The organism is Gammaproteobacteria bacterium, from assembly GCA_003696665.1.
Lineage (GTDB): Bacteria > Pseudomonadota > Gammaproteobacteria > Enterobacterales.
This window is the reverse complement of sequence record RFGJ01000037.1, coordinates 1-17672: the sequence shown is the minus strand read 5'-3', so window position 1 is coordinate 17672 and position 17672 is coordinate 1. Positions and strand designations below refer to the sequence as shown.

The 17672-nt window shown below is 52.8% G+C and carries 16 protein-coding genes and 1 tRNA gene; all 17 read right to left on the bottom strand.

Going from position 1 to position 17672, the window contains the following annotated elements; translation table 11 throughout:
- On the bottom strand, positions 1 to 635 hold a 635-nt coding region (locus D6694_00920), incomplete at its 3' end, for an apolipoprotein N-acyltransferase (GenBank protein ID RMH48126.1).
- 3 nt (positions 636 to 638) lie between these two features.
- Positions 639 to 1523 (bottom strand): CBS domain-containing protein, encoded by an 885-nt coding sequence (locus D6694_00915; protein ID RMH48125.1) that lies wholly within the window; start codon positions 1521 to 1523, stop codon positions 639 to 641.
- Positions 1516 to 2004: an rRNA maturation RNase YbeY gene (ybeY, locus tag D6694_00910; GenBank protein RMH48129.1), complete on the bottom strand. Its 489-nt coding sequence runs from the start codon at positions 2002 to 2004 to the stop codon at positions 1516 to 1518. The genes D6694_00915 and ybeY overlap by 8 nt, the downstream gene beginning before the upstream one ends.
- On the bottom strand, positions 2004 to 2906 hold the full coding sequence (locus tag D6694_00905) for a PhoH family protein (protein ID RMH48124.1): 903 nt from the start codon (positions 2904 to 2906) through the stop codon (positions 2004 to 2006). Before D6694_00905 ends, ybeY begins: the two co-directional genes overlap by 1 nt.
- A gap of 149 nt (positions 2907 to 3055) precedes the next feature.
- Positions 3056 to 4387 carry a tRNA (N6-isopentenyl adenosine(37)-C2)-methylthiotransferase MiaB gene (gene miaB / locus D6694_00900; protein ID RMH48128.1) on the bottom strand — a complete coding sequence of 444 codons (1332 nt, stop codon included), beginning with the start codon at positions 4385 to 4387 and terminating at the stop codon, positions 3056 to 3058.
- 77 nt (positions 4388 to 4464) lie between these two features.
- Entirely contained in the window at positions 4465 to 4704 is a 240-nt protein-coding gene (locus D6694_00895; protein RMH48123.1) for a hypothetical protein, read from the bottom strand.
- A gap of 69 nt (positions 4705 to 4773) precedes the next feature.
- Positions 4774 to 6279, bottom strand: coding sequence for a hypothetical protein (locus D6694_00890; GenBank protein RMH48122.1), 1506 nt, complete (start codon positions 6277 to 6279; stop codon positions 4774 to 4776).
- Entirely contained in the window at positions 6245 to 8353 is a 2109-nt protein-coding gene (gene pnp, locus D6694_00885; protein ID RMH48121.1) for a polyribonucleotide nucleotidyltransferase, read from the bottom strand. Before pnp ends, D6694_00890 begins: the two co-directional genes overlap by 35 nt.
- 135 nt (positions 8354 to 8488) lie before the next feature.
- Positions 8489 to 8758 (bottom strand): 30S ribosomal protein S15, encoded by a 270-nt coding sequence (locus tag D6694_00880; protein ID RMH48120.1) that lies wholly within the window; start codon positions 8756 to 8758, stop codon positions 8489 to 8491.
- 99 nt (positions 8759 to 8857) lie between these two features.
- Positions 8858 to 9778, bottom strand: coding sequence for a tRNA pseudouridine(55) synthase TruB (truB, locus tag D6694_00875; GenBank protein ID RMH48119.1), 921 nt, complete (start codon positions 9776 to 9778; stop codon positions 8858 to 8860).
- A gap of 6 nt (positions 9779 to 9784) precedes the next feature.
- The gene (gene rbfA, locus D6694_00870; GenBank protein ID RMH48118.1) at positions 9785 to 10174 is read right to left on the bottom strand and encodes a 30S ribosome-binding factor RbfA; all 390 of its coding nucleotides are present in this window, start codon (positions 10172 to 10174) and stop codon (positions 9785 to 9787) included.
- Positions 10175 to 10181: 7 nt separating this feature from the next.
- The gene (locus tag D6694_00865; protein RMH48117.1) at positions 10182 to 12812 is read right to left on the bottom strand and encodes a translation initiation factor IF-2; all 2631 of its coding nucleotides are present in this window, start codon (positions 12810 to 12812) and stop codon (positions 10182 to 10184) included.
- 21 nt (positions 12813 to 12833) lie between these two features.
- Complete coding sequence (nusA, locus tag D6694_00860; protein ID RMH48116.1) at positions 12834 to 14330, bottom strand: transcription termination/antitermination protein NusA; 1497 nt, start codon at positions 14328 to 14330, stop codon at positions 12834 to 12836.
- 46 nt (positions 14331 to 14376) lie between these two features.
- On the bottom strand, positions 14377 to 14829 hold the full coding sequence (gene rimP, locus D6694_00855) for a ribosome maturation factor RimP (protein ID RMH48127.1): 453 nt from the start codon (positions 14827 to 14829) through the stop codon (positions 14377 to 14379).
- Positions 14830 to 14996: 167 nt separating this feature from the next.
- A tRNA-Met gene (locus D6694_00850) sits at positions 14997 to 15073 on the bottom strand.
- A gap of 121 nt (positions 15074 to 15194) precedes the next feature.
- Positions 15195 to 16388, bottom strand: coding sequence for an FAD-dependent oxidoreductase (locus tag D6694_00845; protein RMH48115.1), 1194 nt, complete (start codon positions 16386 to 16388; stop codon positions 15195 to 15197).
- Positions 16363 to 17631, bottom strand: coding sequence for a 2-octaprenyl-6-methoxyphenyl hydroxylase (locus tag D6694_00840; GenBank protein RMH48114.1), 1269 nt, complete (start codon positions 17629 to 17631; stop codon positions 16363 to 16365). The genes D6694_00845 and D6694_00840 overlap by 26 nt, the downstream gene beginning before the upstream one ends.
- Between the last annotated feature and the right edge of the window lie 41 nt (positions 17632 to 17672).

Sequence of the window (17672 nt, the reverse complement as noted above, 5' to 3'; positions counted from 1 at the left end):
GGCGCTGACCAACGGAGGCGATCTAACACTGGGCCGGCAATCCAAAACATTGCCACCAGCAGCCAGCTTGTTCTCGACTTCGAGTTCAAGCCCACGAGAGCTGCACTCAGCACGACGAAGAATAGTATGCCGGCTTCGCCAATCACAGGGGCCCAAGCCCCCCAAGGCTGGGTCGTCAAGCTATAGCCCGCCCGAAGCCACCCAAAGCCCCCAAACAATTCACTGCGAACGGCTTCCAGCAAGCACCAGATAAGCGCCCACATGAGCGGTTTGTCATGCACTGGAATCCAATGTTCAAGGCGTCGGAAGAAAAAGACAGATAAGGCGGGATACAGCGCCAAGTAGATAACAAATAATGCCGTTAACATACCCGCAATCGGCCATGCGGCATGACCAAAGTCGTGGATGCTGACGTAAACCCAACTGGCACCGGCACCAAAAAGGCCCAGTCCGAACAGAAAGCCAGTCAAAACCGGTCGCACACTCCACCGGGTGATGCCAATGAAAATGGCCAAAGACAACAGCGTGAGCGGCCACCAACCGATAGGGGCAAAGCCGAGCGGATACAAGATTCCAGCGACAATAGCAGCGAATGCCAATGCGATTTGTCCGCGTGTGTCATCAAGACGTGGCATGGGTCAGTCGTCCAAGACCTCGTCTGATGGGCTTGTGGTCAATGGTTCCACTTTCAACTGGTGAACACGTCGCTGATCGGCCTTCATGACGGTAAAACGAAATCCATTGAGTTCCACCTGCTCACCGGGTGAAGGCATGTGACCAAAGGCCTGTATCACTAACCCACCGACCGTGTCCACTTCATCATCGGACAAGCTGGCCTTAAAATATTCGTTGAATTCCTCAATATCGGTCAGCCCGTTGACATGAAAGACGTTAGGCTGGAGCTTTTGAATAAATTCTTCTGACTCGCCAACGTCCGTTTCATCTTCAATTTCTCCGACGATCTGCTCTAGGACATCCTCGATGGTCACAAGGCCAGAGACCGAGCCATATTCGTCAACAACGATCGCCATATGGTTTCGACGCAAGCGGAACTCCTTGAGCAAAGTGTCTAGTCGCTTGCTTTCCGGGACAATGGTGGCCGGTCGCAAGCATTCGCGAATATTCAAACGTCTCCAATCCTTTCCTTGCCTGACCAAGAGCGTCAATTGGTGAAGAAGATCTTTGGCGAGCAACACACCAACGATGTCGTCTCTGTTGTCTCCCACCACCGGAAATCGCGAATGGGCAGACGACGTAACCTGCGCCAAGACTTCCTCCACCGGCGCGTCTCGTTCAATAATCACCATGCGTGGGCGTGGCACCATGACATCGCGGACTTGCATCTCTGAAACCGCCAGAACGCCCTGTAACATGCCGAGCGCATCGGCTTTGATTAATCCATCTTGCTGCGCCTGTTTGAGAAGGCGCAGAATGTCTCTTTTGTCGCGTACCGCCGGAGATAACAATCGCGCGAGAAAACTGCGCCAGCGTGAAACAGTTGCTTGCGGCTCATCGTCAGTCATCGGTTTCGTGTTCCTCTATTGGCCAACGATAGGGATCCGGAAAACCCAAACGGTTCAGAATCACACATTCCAAGGCTTCCATTTGCTCAGCTTGCGCCTCTGTCTGATGGTCAAAACCAAGCAGATGCAAGGTGGCGTGTACAACCATATGCGCCCAGTGGAAATCGAGCGTTTTGCCTTGCGCCTTTGCTTCACGTTCTACCACTGCGGCACAAATAATCACATCGCCTAGAAAATTGTTCGGAACATCGGCTGGTGGCTCAAATGGGAACGAAAGCACATTGGTCGGCGCATCTTTTTGTCGATAACGTGCGTTCAAGGCTTGTATTTCAGCCTCATCCACCACTCGGATATCAATGGCACTGTTGTCCACAGCTGCACCGGCGACCGTCAGGGCCGTCTCAACCCATTCTTGAAAGTATTTTTCTGCTGGACAATTCTTCTGGCTTGATACGTTGTCAACCGTCACTTCGACGGGCATCATCTGCCTCCCTGTCCTCGGAAACGTTTTTGGACAACGTCCAGCTGCTCGTGTCGGTCATAGGCCTCGACAACACGCTGTACCACGTCGTGCCGCACGACATCCTTCGCCTGGAAAAAAGTAAACGCAATACCTTTGACGCCCTGCAAGACTTCAATTGCATGACGTAAGCCAGAATCGACACCTCGCGGCAGATCCGTTTGCGTGATGTCGCCGGTGATCACCGCCCGCGAGTTGAAGCCGATACGCGTCAGAAACATTTTCATCTGCTCGCGGGTCGTATTCTGACTCTCGTCGAGGATGATAAATGCGTCGTTCAATGTCCGTCCACGCATATATGCCAGCGGTGCCACTTCGATGACATTACGCTCTTGCAGACGCGCGACCTTCTCGAAGCCGAGCATTTCGTACAAGGCATCATACAACGGACGCAAATAAGGATCGACCTTCTGGGCAAGATCGCCTGGCAAGAAACCAAGGCGTTCGCCTGCCTCAACCGCAGGTCGCGTCAAAATGATGCGTCGCACTTCCTGACGTTCCAGAGCATCGACGGCAGACGCCACCGCCAAATACGTCTTTCCCGTTCCGGCGGGGCCAATACCAAAACAAATGTCATGACGGCGAATATTCTCAACATATTGCTGTTGGTGCTCGCCACGAGGCTTGATGATGCCACGACGGGTTCGGATGGTAACGCTCGACGCCTGACCATCAGTTATCCGCTCGCCCTGATCAAGGGCCGCTAATGAGGTTTGGATGGCTAGGTGAACCTGTTCAGCCGTCAACGGCGCTTTCGCCGTATCTGCATATAAGTCTTCTAAGAGTCTTCGTGCGCTGCTAATAATGGCAGCCTCTCCAATAATTCGAAACTGATGACCTCGATTGTTGATCTCAACACCCATGCGTCGCTCGATTTGGCGCAGGTGCTGGTCAAGTTGACCGCAGAGCGACGACAGTCGCTCGTTGTCCTCGGGACAGAGGTAAAAATCCACGCAATGCAATTCGTTCAACGTCGTCCTCGTTCGTCACTCAACCATGTTATCGTACGCCGTTAATCCACTGATGCCAAGCGTCCACGCATGGAATGGGGAAGGGCCTCTGTAATGACCACGTCGACGAACTCACCAATGAGTTCAGGGGATCCTGTAAAGTTCACGATCCGATTGTTTTCCGTTCGGCCACGCAATTGCATGGGATCTTTTTTGGACGGCCCCTCGACCAAAATGCGCTGGGTCGTTCCCACCATACGACGCGAAATCGCCATCGCTTGCTGATTCAACCGATTCTGCAGGATGGCTAACCGTTCCTTTTTGACTTCCATTGGAACGTTGTCCGGCATTTCTGCCGCTGGCGTTCCCGGTCGCGGCGAATAGATAAAACTGAAGGACACGTCGTAATTCATTTCCTGGATTAGGTTCATGGTGGCCTCAAAGTCGGCATCCGTCTCGCCCGGAAAGCCCACGATAAAATCACTGGAAAGCGAGAGATCCGGGCGAATTTTACGTAAGCGACGAATTTTGGATTTGTATTCTAAGACCGTATGGCCTCTTTTCATGAGAGCGAGGATTCGATCGGACCCGGATTGGATAGGCAAATGAAGGTGGCTCACCAATTCGGGGACTTCAGCGTACACATCGATCAAACTGTCGCTGAATTCAACCGGATGCGAGGTGGTAAACCGTATACGGTCGATGCCGTCAACCGCGGCCACCAAGGTGATCAGCTCGGCCAAGTCCGCTTCACGCCCGTCATGTGTCCTTCCCCGATAGGCATTGACGTTTTGCCCCAACAAATTCACTTCTCGCACGCCTTGCTCTGCCAACTGCACCACTTCTGCCAGCACATCGTCCACTGGACGGGAGACTTCCTCGCCTCGCGTATATGGCACAACGCAGAAAGTACAGTACTTTGAACAGCCTTCCATCACCGATACGTACGCGGTCGGCCCCTCGGCTCGGGGTTCAGGCAAGCGGTCGAATTTTTCGATCTCCGGGAATGACACATCAATGACCGGGCGCTTTTCCTTGACCCGCTGGTTAATCATTTCAGGCAAACGATGCAATGTTTGTGGGCCAAAAACCAAATCAACATAGGGGGCCCGCTTGCGAATGGCCTCGCCCTCCTGACTGGCGACACAACCCCCGACACCGATGACCAAATCAGGCTTTTTATCTTTTAATGTGCGCCACTGCCCCAACTGGGAAAACACCTTTTCCTGCGCTTTTTCTCGTATAGAGCAGGTGTTAAGTAACAACACGTCCGCTTGTTCCGGGTCATCCGTCACTTCAAGTGCATGGGTACGCGCCAACAGATCCGCCATCCGGGACGAATCATATTCATTCATTTGGCAGCCCCAAGTCTTGATGTATAACTTTTTGCCCATTTCCCAATCACCGCGCACTAAAAAGGGGCGCTATTTTAGCACCCCCTTTTTCAAAAACACAGTCGGCTGGTCAAAATTTAATCATCTTCTTTGAGAATATCATCGAGCTTTTTCTTCTCCCGAATCAGTTCCAGATGCACACCATCTTCCAGCTCCTTCACCGTACGCTCTGCAGCGCGACGAAATAGTTCCATTGAAGCATCACGCAGTCCACGCCGAATGATGGCAAGTTTTTTGTCATCCACATCGTCCGAAAATGGCAACTCATTCAATTCGTCCAACATTTCCTTGGCGCGATGGTAGATCCATTTTCGCATTTCGGGATTAGTCATTGTCGCAATCAAGCCAAGACAACAATATAAGCAACTATAGTCTGTCGACAAAGCTTATGGCAAATCTGCAAACTGATGTACTTTGGTGGCCAACAAACGAAGCGCTGTTTCATAGTACGGGTCGAGCCCGTCGGCAAGATCCGCACCCGTGGTCATCACAGGATTGGTCGGGCCAAGACTGTAGAGGGGTTTGTCCGCGGCCAACCGTGCGGCCGGAAATTCAATCCGCAGGCGGCTGTTTGGCAAAACGCGTATGATGGGTAACGCGCGCTGCCCGCCAGCAAGCTCACCTGGTGCCTCACCCACCAATGGGGAGCCACGTAAACGTACCAATTGATCGAGCAATGTCACACAGCCAGAAAAGCATCCACCATTGGCGATCAGCACAAGTGGTCCCCGGTAGCGAGGGTGCGCCACTTGCGGGAGCTTCCAATTGTAGCGGACATACTGCTGTTCATCTGATAGCAACAGGCGCCAACGCCACCCATCCAAGAACTGCCAAGGTAACCAAGCCAAATAATCTCCGTATTTTTCTGTTTTGATCGCATCCAATTTCGCCTCGTACCACTTTGAGAACACGTCGCTAATCCGGATCTCCAAGGGCGGCAGCGCCATCTGTTTGCTCGGGACGAGCCAGGTCAGCAGTGTCAGCACATTTTCCGTCAGGCCACCTGAATTGTCCCGTAAGTCAAGGATGACACGGGCATTGGGCGTCTTGATGACCTTACGGAAAAAGGTGTCACAATATTTGCGAAAGGCCTCTGGTGGCATGTCAAAATGCGTTCCCTTGAGCACATAGACATTCGGTGCCAAAGTAAATGTCTGCCACGCCTTGCGTTGCCATCGTTGATGCATAAAGTCTTCATAAGACACACCATCCACGGCGATTTGCTGCTTCGCATAACCTAACCGCCAAGTCACCTTGAACGGAGTCCGCAGCTGCATCACCTGATGCAACAGCAGGGGAAGCGCTTTCTGCAGACGGCGCCGACGCCCCGACTCGGTTTCTGCGGCGACGTACCGGCCAAGCTTCGTTAGGATGACGGAGATGGGCACATCATTGATCGCAATGACTTCAGCACCAATTGGAACACGCGGAACGGCCGTCGCATCTGACGCCACCAAGGCTCGTCCTCCACGTTCAAGCGCCAAGGCAAGTGGAAATAAACGTACGCCATTCGGTGGAGACGGCGGAAGCAACCGGGTATGTGGATCATTTAATGTCGCCACAAGGGGTGCGACGGATGCGTAGAAGTCTGACACCGTCAGCGGCCAGAAAATTTGATTCTCCAGCCTCTGCCGTTTGCGAACAAAAATTTTTTTATCTGCATGGAGCCAAGGCGCCACATGTGCCGTATCTAAAATGTCTTGCAGAAAAAGCAAATCCTGACGCACTTGTTCGGGCGTCAGGATGGGATCAGGAGGTTGGGAAACTGCGCTTTGACACGCCGTCAGCCATACCGCCAGCGCCCAGACGAATTGCCATGGCGCACTTGATCGACGGTAGAATCGAGTACTGGACGGCCTAGTGGCCGTCCGTTTTCTCCAGATTAGGGGCATCCAACAGTTCCTTGATGCTCAACCGGATTCTTCCTTGGCGGTCAACTTCAAGCACCTTGACCTTTACGATCTGTCCTTCCTTGAGGTAATCGCTCACTTTATTCACCCGTTCATGGGCAATCTGAGAAATGTGCACAAGACCATCTTTGCCTGGCGCAACCTGAACAAACGCACCAAAGTCCGCCAGACGCGTCACTTTACCTTCCAGTACCTGCCCTGCCTCAATTTCTCGCGTGATTTCCTCAATTCGTTTGACCGCCGCTTCCGCCGCCGAGGCATCGACAGCAGCCACTTTGATGGTGCCATCATCATCAATGTCGATGCTGGCCCCCGTTTCTTCGGTAATGGCGCGGATCGTCACTCCACCCTTCCCGATCACATCGCGAATTTTTTCGGGGTCGATTTTTATCGTCAATATGCGGGGGGCGTGTCGCGATACTTCAGAACGCGGCGCGCGGATCGCCTGGTTCATTACACTCAATATGTGTAAGCGGCCAGCCTTAGCCTGTGCCAACGCCTGCTCCATGATGGCCTGGGTAATGCCATCAATCTTGATATCCATTTGCAGAGCAGTCACGCCTTTTTCAGTACCGGCCACTTTGAAATCCATATCGCCAAGGTGATCTTCGTCGCCCAAAATGTCCGACAGCACCACAAAGCGATCGCCTTCCTTGACCAATCCCATGGCAATACCTGCGACCGGCGCCTTGACGGGCACGCCCGCATCCATCAGGGCCAATGACGTTCCGCACACCGTGGCCATTGAGCTTGAGCCATTCGATTCCGTCACTTCAGAAACAACGCGAATGGTGTAGTCAAATTCACCGGTGTCAGGCAACACAGCCGTAATCGCGCGACGCGCTAACCAGCCGTGACCAATTTCACGCCGTTTGGGGCTCCCCATAAAACCAGTTTCCCCCACACAGTAGGGCGGGAAATTATAGTGCAACATGAAATTATCTTGATACTCACCAGTCAACGCATCGACAAACTGTGCGTCTCGCGCGGTGCCCAAGGTTGCGGTCACAATCGCTTGTGTCTCACCTCGGGTGAACAGTGCTGAGCCATGGGTGCGCGGGAGAATGCCAACCTGAACGTCAAGTGCACGAATCATGTCGTGCTCACGGCCATCGATTCGCTTCGCACCACTCGTAATTCGTTCACGCACAACTCGTGCTTCCAGGTCATGGAAAATTTTGCCGACGAGCCGTGCTTTGTCTTCGTCCTCACCAGCCAGCTTTGCCACAACTTCATCTCGAATGGCCGCAACGCGATCTCGGCGCTCCAATTTATCCACAATTTGATAAGCCTCTTCCAGCGCCTCTCGCGCTTCAGCTTCAACACCCTTCACCAAGGTTTCGTCTATTTCCGGCGGCTGCCAATCCCAGCGTGGCTTGCCCACTTCTGCGGCAAACTCCTTGATGGCCTGGATGGCAATTTGCATCTGCTCATGACCAAACATGACTGCCCCAAGCATTTGCTCTTCGGACAGCTCATTGGCTTGTGACTCGACCATCAGTACAGCGCTCTCTGTGCCAGCCACAACCAGATCGAGATCGGACTCGTCCAAACGACGTGGTGAGGGGTTCAAAACATATTGATTATCAATATAACCTACCCGTGCAGCACCAATCGGACCATTGAATGGAATGCCTGATACCGCCAGTGCCGCTGACGCCCCAAGCATTGCCACAATATCAGCTTGGACTTCGGGATTAAGCGACATCACTGTCGCGATGATCTGAACTTCATTCATGAAGCCCTCTGGAAACAGAGGCCGTATCGGGCGGTCAATCAACCGACTGACCAGTGTTTCATGTTCCGAAGGTCGTCCTTCGCGCTTATTAAAACCGCCAGGAATGCGGCCCGCCGCGTAGGTTTTCTCCTGATAATTGACGGTTAATGGGAAAAAATCCTGGGCTGGATTGGCCTCTTTTTTACCGACGACAGTGACTAAGACCACCGTATCGTCCATATTGATCAACACGGCCCCTGTCGCCTGACGCGCAATACGGCCGCTTTCTAGGATGACTTTTCTACCACCAAATTCAAATTGTTTCGTTACTGGTTTCACGCTTCTCTTTTCCTAAATTTTGTTGAACTCACTATCCAATACTTGCGCCCATCATTTTTAGCACTGTTGGTACAGTGGTGCAATTGTACAACCTTCAAAATGACAAAAAGGGGCGCTGGCCCCTTTTTATCGTTCTTATCGACGTAACCCGAGACGTTGAATCAACTCAAGATACCGGTTTTCATCTTTGCGCTTGAGATAATCAAGCAATTTGCGGCGCTGGCTAACCATACGTAGCAAACCGCGACGCGAGTGATGATCTTTGTGGTTTTTCTCAAAGTGCGGTTGCAGATCTTTGATGCGATGTGTCAATAGTGCGATCTGCACTTCGGGTGAGCCCGTGTCGTTCTCACCACGACCATACTCCGCCACAATTTTGGCTTTCATTTCAGCTGTCAATGCCATAGTGATTTTCCTCTCGTTTGTGCAATGGTCACACCACCACCGATCACTATTTCAGTGGGGTGCTGCGCATTCTATAGAATCTTGCTTTCAATTACAAACTTATCGCCGGACGACCAAGCGTTTTGGTGCCACTCGCCCATCATCCAAAATTTCGCCAACGCCGAGAAAAATGCCCGTTTCGTCATAAAGACGGACCCAACCGTCCACCGGTGTCCGCGGGATCAACAGTGGCTGGCCTTGCAACATCCATTCGGCCATTTCGGCATCCAATTCAATTTCTGGCCAATGCGCGACAATTTCATCCATAGGTCGAATCAAGGCATTCAGACGTTTGAAATCCTTGGCTTCATACAACGCTTCGAGCTCCGCCAGTGTCACCATATCACGCTCATCAAACTGACCGACCCACGTGCGTCTCAACTGGGTGACATGCGCGCCGCAACCAAGCGCCTCACCAATATCCTCGACAAGGTTTCGCACATAGGTGCCTTTCGAACAATCAACCCGTAGTGAAAAGTAGGGCGGCGCAAACGACAACAATTCGAGTTGATGAATGGTCACTGGACGCGGTTGACGCGCTACTTCAATTCCCTGTCTAGCCAACTTATAAAGTGGCTGTCCCTGATATTTGATTGCCGAATACATTGACGGTACTTGTTCAATGTCACCGCTAAACTCGGGGAGCAACTTGCGAAGTTGGCGTTCACTCACCTTGACAGGCCGCACTTCTATGATTTCGCCATCGGCATCGGCGGTTTCCGTTCGCTCCCCAAGTTTGCCTTCAACGATGTAACCTTTATCCGCATCCAGCAGAAACTGTGAAAACTTGGTGGCCTCACCAAAACAGATAGGCAACATACCGCTGGCCAAGGGGTCAAGACTGCCTGTATGGCCCGCTTTCGCGGCAAAAAATATAGTTTTTACGCGTTGTAGCGCGGCATTGGAAGTCATGCCGGTCGGCTTATCCAATATGAGCAGCCCATCAATCGGACGCCCGCGAAATCTTTTTCGTCGTGCCATGCAGAATTAGTCCTCGTCCGGATCCTGTTGGTGTTGCTGCTTATCCAACTCAATGGCGCGGCGGATCAGCGCATCCATTTTCTGGCCGTGAATAATAGATTGATCGTGTTTAAAACGGAGCTCTGGGATCTTGCGCACACGAAGGACCCGACCAAGATGGCGACGCAGGAACCCCCGGGCGCGCCCCAACGCATTGAGCCCATCCGCTATCGTTTGTTCATCGTCGCCATTGAGAAAACTGACATAAACTGTTGCCAACTGTAGATCCGCCGTCACATCCACGCCGGTGATCGTACAAAACGCCAAGCGGGGATCTTTAACCTCCCTTTGGATGAAGGTGCCCAGCTCTCGCTGAATTTGATCACCGAGGCGCTCGGTCCGGCTGTATTCTTTCATGGCTTGCTTACAGACTCCGCTTGACTTCGACCGTTTCAAACACTTCTATTTGATCGCCGACTTTGATGTCGTTGTAGTTCTTAACCCCGATACCGCACTCCATGCCTGCGCGAACTTCGTTGACGTCGTCTTTGAATCGCCGCAGCGAATCCAGTTCACCCTCAAATATAACCACGTTATCACGCAAAACACGGATCGGATTCGAGCGCCGTACGACCCCTTCAAGCACCATACAGCCCGCAACCGCACCAAGCTTAGGTACTCGGAATACCTGGCGTACTTCAGCAAGACCGATGATCTCTTGTTTAAATTCTGGTGCCAGCATGCCCGTCATGGCTGCTTTCACTTCATCGACAACATCATAAATAACGCTGTAATAGCGCAAGTCTAGCCCGTGGTTTTCTATGACCTTTCGCGCCGCGCCATCAGCCCGAACATTGAAGCCGATGATAATGGCGTTTGACGCTGCCGCGAGGTTCGCATCGGTTTCCGTAATGGCACCAACCCCCGAAGACACGACACGTACACGAATTTCATCTGTTGACAATTTAGTCAATGCATCGGTGAGCGCCTCAACCGAGCCTTGGACATCTGCTTTGATCAGCAAAGGCAGCTCATGTACCTCGCCCTCTTCCATGGACTTAAACATGTTTTCCAGTTTCGCCTTTTGCTGACGTGCAAGCTTAGCTTCTCGGGCCTTTTGCTGACGGAACTGCGCCACTTCTCTGGCCTTGCGCTCATCCGGAACCACAATGGCCTCATCGCCTGCATCAGGTACCCCCGAAAGTCCCAGCACCTCGACAGGCATTGATGGACCGGCTTCTTTCACTGCGCGACCATATTCGTCTTTCATCGCGCGCACTCGCCCAAAGTGTAGGCCGGCAAGTAGAATATCACCTTTGCGCAGTGTCCCAGACTGAACCAGAACACTGGCTACGGGTCCTTGTCCCTTATCCAATCGGGCTTCAATAATGGTGCCTTTCGCTGGACCACTGGCCGAGGCCTTCAGCTCTAGCAATTCAGCTTGCAGGGAGATCGCTTCCAGCAATTCCGGAATGCCCTGGCCAGTTTTGGCTGAAACATGCACAAACTGAACGTCCCCACCCCATTCTTCAGGAATCACATCATGCTGTGACAATTCATTTTTCACCCGATCGGGATCCGCTTCTGGTTTATCGATTTTGTTGACCGCAACAATCAGTGGGACATTCGCAGCCTTTGCGTGTTGAATGGCCTCTATGGTCTGCGGCATCACACCGTCATCCGCTGCCACGATCAATACAACGATGTCCGTGACATTAGCCCCCCGAGCCCGCATCGCCGTAAACGCTGCGTGCCCTGGTGTGTCCAAGAACGTGATACCACCATGTTCGGTTTTCACATGATAAGCCCCAATGTGCTGGGTAATGCCACCTGCCTCCTTAGCGGCCACTTGGCTGTTGCGAATATAGTCCAACAGCGATGTTTTTCCGTGATCGACATGCCCCATGATGGTGACCACGGGCGGCCTTGGCAATGCTTCGCCCTCTTGGGATTCGACCGTAGACAAAACATCTTCTTCAATGGCATCTTGGTTGACCGGTTTTGGAATGTGACCCAGCTCCTCCGTCACCAAAACTGCGGTCTCTTGATCAAGTGGTTGATTGATGGTCGCCATCACGCCCATTTTCATTAACTGCTTGATCAGTTCGGCGCCTTTGATCGCCATTTTCTGCGCTAGCTCGCCGACAGTAATGCTTTCTGGAATAGTGACTTCGCGAATCACTGGTGCCGACGGCTTCGAAAAACCGTGCTGCAGCGCGCTTGGCGCAGCTTTTTTGGATTTTTTCTTTGGCTTGTTGATCAGTTCTTCAACAAATTCTTCATCATCGTCCCAATGTGGCTTTTTCGCCTTCCGCTTTTTGCCAGCATGCTTTTTGCTTTCATGTTCCTTTTTCTTTTCTTTTTCCTTTTCTTTTTCTTTTTTCTTATCTTTTCTTGCCTTTTCTGCTTTCAAACGCGCTGCCTCAGCGGCCGCGATTTCCTCTGGCGACAACTCAGTCTCATTGTCGGCAGGCTCATCAGCAGGCTTATCCGCATCACTCGCCGCTGGCGCTGCTTGCGGTTGTGGTGTAGCAGGGGACTCGGTACCTGAGGCCGATTCCGTAGGCATTTGTGTCGCTGTGTTTTCTTCAGCTGCCATGACTTCTGGCGCGCTAGTCGCGGAGCCGCTTTCTCCTCCTTGCGCCTGTGCCGCAGTGACCTCCGGCGCCGCTTCAGTCGTCTCGTTTGCTGGGAGATCACTTGGCTGCACCTTAGCTTCTGCTTCTGCCTCTGCCTGCGCTTTCAACTCGGCCGCCGAACGCTTGACAAAAGTGCGCTTTTTACGCACTTCAACATTGACCGTGGTTTTCTTGCTTCCTATCCCGACCTTCAATGTTGTTTTTTCTTTGCGCTTTAAGGTAATGCGCCGCGGTGTAGCTTCTGCATCTCCGCCATGCGACTTGCGCAGATGTGCCAAAAGAGTTTGTTTTTGCTCATTCGTCAGGACATCATCCCCCGAAGAAACTTCAATGCCAGCTTCTTTAAGCTGCTGCATCAAGGTCTCTACAGGCGTCCCAACAGTCTGGGCCAATTCTTTTACTGTGATACTTGCCATTTTTACACGCTCCCAGACGGATTAATTATCTTCCTCAAACCACGGTTTACGCGCTGTCATAATCAATTCTGCCGCCCGCGCTTCCGTCATACCATCGATATCCAACAAGTCATCCACTGATTGTTCTGCCAAATCTTCGCGGGTGCAAATGCCTCGGCTTGCCAACAGCAATGCCAAACGCTGATCCATGCCTTCCAGATTCAACAAGTCTTCCGCCGGTTCACTTTGTTCAAGCGTCTCCTCGCTGGCTATCGCTCGAGTCAATAAGGCATTTTTAGCCCGCTCACGAAGCTCATCTACAATTTCTTCGTCAAACCCTTCAATGGCCAACAGTTCGCTCTTAGGCACGTATGCCACTTCTTCCAGTGTGGTAAAACCTTCTTCGACCAGGACTGTGGCCAATTCTTCGTCAACATCCAGGTCTTGAACGAACTGGCGAACGTAACGCTCAGTTTCTTGTTGATGTTTGGCTTCAAGCTCCTCGACAGACATAACATTAAGCTGCCATCCCGTGAGCTGACTCGCCAAGCGAATATTCTGGCCATTCCGGCCGATCGCTTGCGCAAGATTTTCTTCTGCAACAGCGATGTCCATGGCATGGGCATCTTCATCGACCACAATAGACTGCACTTCAGCAGGCGCCATGGCATTGATCACATATTGGGCTGGGTTTTCGTCCCAAAGCACGATATCGATACGTTCACCTGCCAATTCATTGGTGACTGCTTGTACGCGCGAGCCTCGCATACCTACACAGGCGCCAACGGGATCAATGCGACGATCATTCGCCTTGACCGCGATTTTGGCCCGTGACCCTGGATCGCGTGCTGCCCCCATGACATCAATTAGCCCTTCACCGATTTCGGGTACCTCAATACGGAAAAGCTCAATCAGCATTTCCGGTGCGGTTCGGCTCACCAGCAAACTTGGCCCTCTTGTTTCGGTGCGTACTGCTTTGAGATAAGCGCGCACCCGATCACCCGCCCTGAATGACTCAGTCGGAATGATTTCGTCCTTCGGCAAAATAGCTTCCGCATTGTTGCCAAGATCAATAATCAAACTGTCTCGTCCAACTCGCTTGACGACGCCAGTGACCAGCTCGCCCACTCGCTCTTTAAAGGCCTCTACAACCTTCTCGCGCTCGGCTTCGCGCACTTTTTGTACAATGACCTGCTTCGCTGTTTGTGCGGCGATGCGTCCGAACTCGATCGATTCAATTGGCTCTTCAATATAATCACCAACCTCAACATTGGGATCCTGTTCCCGCGCTGCGCTCAACGGAATCTGACGATATGGGTGTTCCAAGCCCTCGTCTGTATCTTCAACCACTTCCCAACGGCGGAACGTCTGATAATCGCCTGTTTTACGATCGATGCTGACGCGAACATCAATGTCCGCCCCATGCTTTTTCTTGGTCGCCATCGCCAGCGCTGCTTCCAGTGCCTGAAAAATGACTTCAGGAGTTACATCCTTTTCGTTCGAAACCGCTTCAACAACCAGCAAAATCTCTTTGTTCATCGACTTCCGCCTCTATCGCCATATCCGAGCCGTTCTCTGGCCCAGTTTACCAAGTTGGAACCAAATTCGCGCGTTCAACCGCATCCATTTCAAATTCAACTGTTTCTCCGTCCACATTGAGCACGATGATTTCATCCTTGACGTCAACAATCCGCCCTTTGAAGTTTCGACGCCCCTCAATTGGCGCATGCAACTTCACTTTCGCCTCATGCCCCACGAAGCGCGCGAAATGCGCCGCCGTAAACAGCGGTCGATCCGCGCCCGGCGAGGACACTTCTAGCCGGTACTCCCCAGGAATGGGATCTTCGACATCCAATATGCCGCTGATCTGGTAACTGGCCTGCGCGCAATCATCCACACTGATCCCTTGTGGACTATCAATATAGACCCGCAGTACAGAATGCTTGCCTGCGCTGATAAACTCAACACCGAGCATCTCGTACCCAACTGCTTCCACGGCGGGTCGAATCAATGCTGCCAATTCATCTGCTCTGGCCATGTCACCTCCGCACCATACGGGCACAAAAAAAGGGCGTCGCGCCCATATCCTCAATTCCGTGCAGCCAATTGTCACTGCGCGGCCCCATCGATAGACAACCACACATCTTTATCAGGTGTGTGTCTGGGCGCCAACGAAAAAGCCCCTGTCCGGGGCTTTTCATAATTTGGTAGCGGGGGCTGGATTTGAACCAACGACCTTCGGGTTATGAGCCCGACGAGCTACCAGACTGCTCCACCCCGCATCAGACGCCGCGAATTCTAAACCAGACGACAAAAAAATACAACCCGATGTCCAGGTTCAATCGCTGTGAGCCGCAAACACGCTCGTTAACAGCTCAGAATCACCTTGCCATGACAGGACCATCACTCTCCGTACAACGCCATCCGCGCCATTGACCGGCGCGCAAAGGGCATGCGCTGGAGCATCACCAACCCCGGCTCCAACACGAAACTTGGCATTTTAAATAGACGGCCAATCGCCGTCATGGCTTGGCGCGTTTTTTGATTCACGCCCCGCCTTTCGCTTTCGTAGGCCTGCAGATATCGACATATGTCACCATGCCCATTTTGTAATCCTTTGGCCAACCAACGAACCAGACTTTCGGCATCCGAAAAACCAAGATTCACTCCCTGTCCAGCGAGTGGGTGTATGGTATGTGCGGCATCTCCGGCAAGTACCACACGTCCTTCACGGTATCGGACGGCATGGCGGCTGACCAACGGGAATGCCGACACACGACTTCTCAAACACAATTTGCCAAATTCATTTTGACTGGCTGATTCCAGAGCCGCACACCAATCCTCCGGCTGCCATGTTGAGCGCTGCGCCGCCTCGTCGTCATCAACGGTCCACACGATAGATGCGAGCGCGCCTCGACGTGCCGCGCCCGACTCGCCCGTCAACGGCAAAAACGCCAAGGGACCGGTGGGCAGGAAACGCTGCCACGCACAACGGCCAAATCCTTTTTCCGCTCCGACCAAAGCGACAAAGGCGGTCTGGTGATAAGGCTTCTGCTCCGTAATGATCCCCAAAGCCTGTCGAACTCGGCTGTTCCCGCCGTCCGTCGCGACCAGCACTTTGGCAGCGATTTCTCCACCGTCAGCGTCTTTCACTAGCACTCTGTCAACATCGTTGACGATACCTTCAATGTGTTGGCGCGGACGCAAACGCACCCCTACCTCTTTTGCCACCTGACACAGCGCCCAGCGTAATACTTCGTTTTCGACGATATGGCCGAGATTAGGTTCCGCCAGATCACGGGCGCTAAACGCGATGTTCAAAGCTGGTGTGTCCTGCCACACCCGCATATGTCGGTAGGCACCTCGGCGTGACGGTGGTATCAGTTCCCACACCCCTAGGGTCCGCAATAAATTTTCGCTCGCGCGCGTCAGTGCAGAAACACGTGCCTGTGGTGACGCTGGGCATTCTGTCGGCCAGTCATTCTTTTCCAACACTTCGACACGGAAACCGACCTGCGCGGCGGCAATCGCGGTGGCCAGTCCAACCATACCGCCGCCAACAACCAACAGGTCAACAGCCTGCTGCTGAACAGCCATAAGTGACCTCGTCTTTGACTTCTTCTAAAGAAAGCCCCGCCGCTAGCCAGGGCACCGGCGGCTGCTGTCCCATTGCCGTACGCGCCACCCATTCATCGGCCAAGGGACAAAGCCCCAAGCCACTGAGCAAAAGGCTTCGAACCATTTTCGCACCAGGCAATTGCGGACGAAAGCCACGCGCCAACCAGTCTGTCAAGGTTGCCATCCGAGCAATGTCCGGCTTTCGAGTCCGACAATACTGTTCTGCCAATTCAGGACCTGACAAGGACAGCCCTTGATGCCGTGCCCACAACAATAATTCCACTATCCAGGCAACATCGCGCAAGCCTAGGTTAAAACCCTGTCCAGCGATTGGGTGAATGCTGTGAGCGGCATTGCCCGCCAGCCATAGTCCGGGAACGGCGATGCGATTGGCCAATGTCAGGCGTAGTGGGTAGCCACGCCGTTCGCTCAGTGCCAAGAACTTCCCATAGCGCCAGCCCACTTCAGCTTGCAGTTGTGCCAGAAACGTTTCATCTTCCCACGATAGCGCCTCAGCAAGCCGCTCATCGGGGATCGTGTATACCAAAGACCAATGATCCGAAAACGGCAATAAGGCCAATGGGCCATCTGGTCGAAACAATTCTAACGCACGCGATTCGTGGGGCTGATCGGTCCGAACATTGGCGATCACCGCACTTTGGCCGTAGTGACGCTCACTCACTTCAATGCCAGCCATGGTTCGAGTGCGAGAGTGTTGGCCGTCGGCGGCGATCACCAGTTCTGCCGTGATCGCCACGGCATGGTCTTCAGTTCCGTTGAGTTGCACCTGCCATATGTTGTGCTCACGACGCAAGCCATTGAGCGACATGGGTGCATAAACGCTTGCCTGACCGGCTTGCAATGCACGCCACATTACCTCACCGCCGCTACGCGCAGAGATCACCTCGCCTAAAGCTGAGACACCGCGATCCTTCGAAGAGATACGGTGTTGCCCCAAGCCTTGCTGTTCACATACAAGAATGTCATGTATGGGGGTCGCCAGCGATTGTAAATCCGACCATAAGCCCAACGCCGACAGGATGCTGATACTGCCATGGGATAATGCCAAACAGCGATCATCAAAACTCGGGGAGCAATGTGCATGTGGCGGTTTCGCTTCGACCAACGCCACATCAAATCCAAGTTGCGCCAACACAATGGCCAGTGGTGCTCCGACCATGCCACCGCCAACGATACAAATTTCGTGCTGAACCGCCTTCATTTTGTGCTCGAAGATGCCATCAATTGCTCAATTTCATCTGG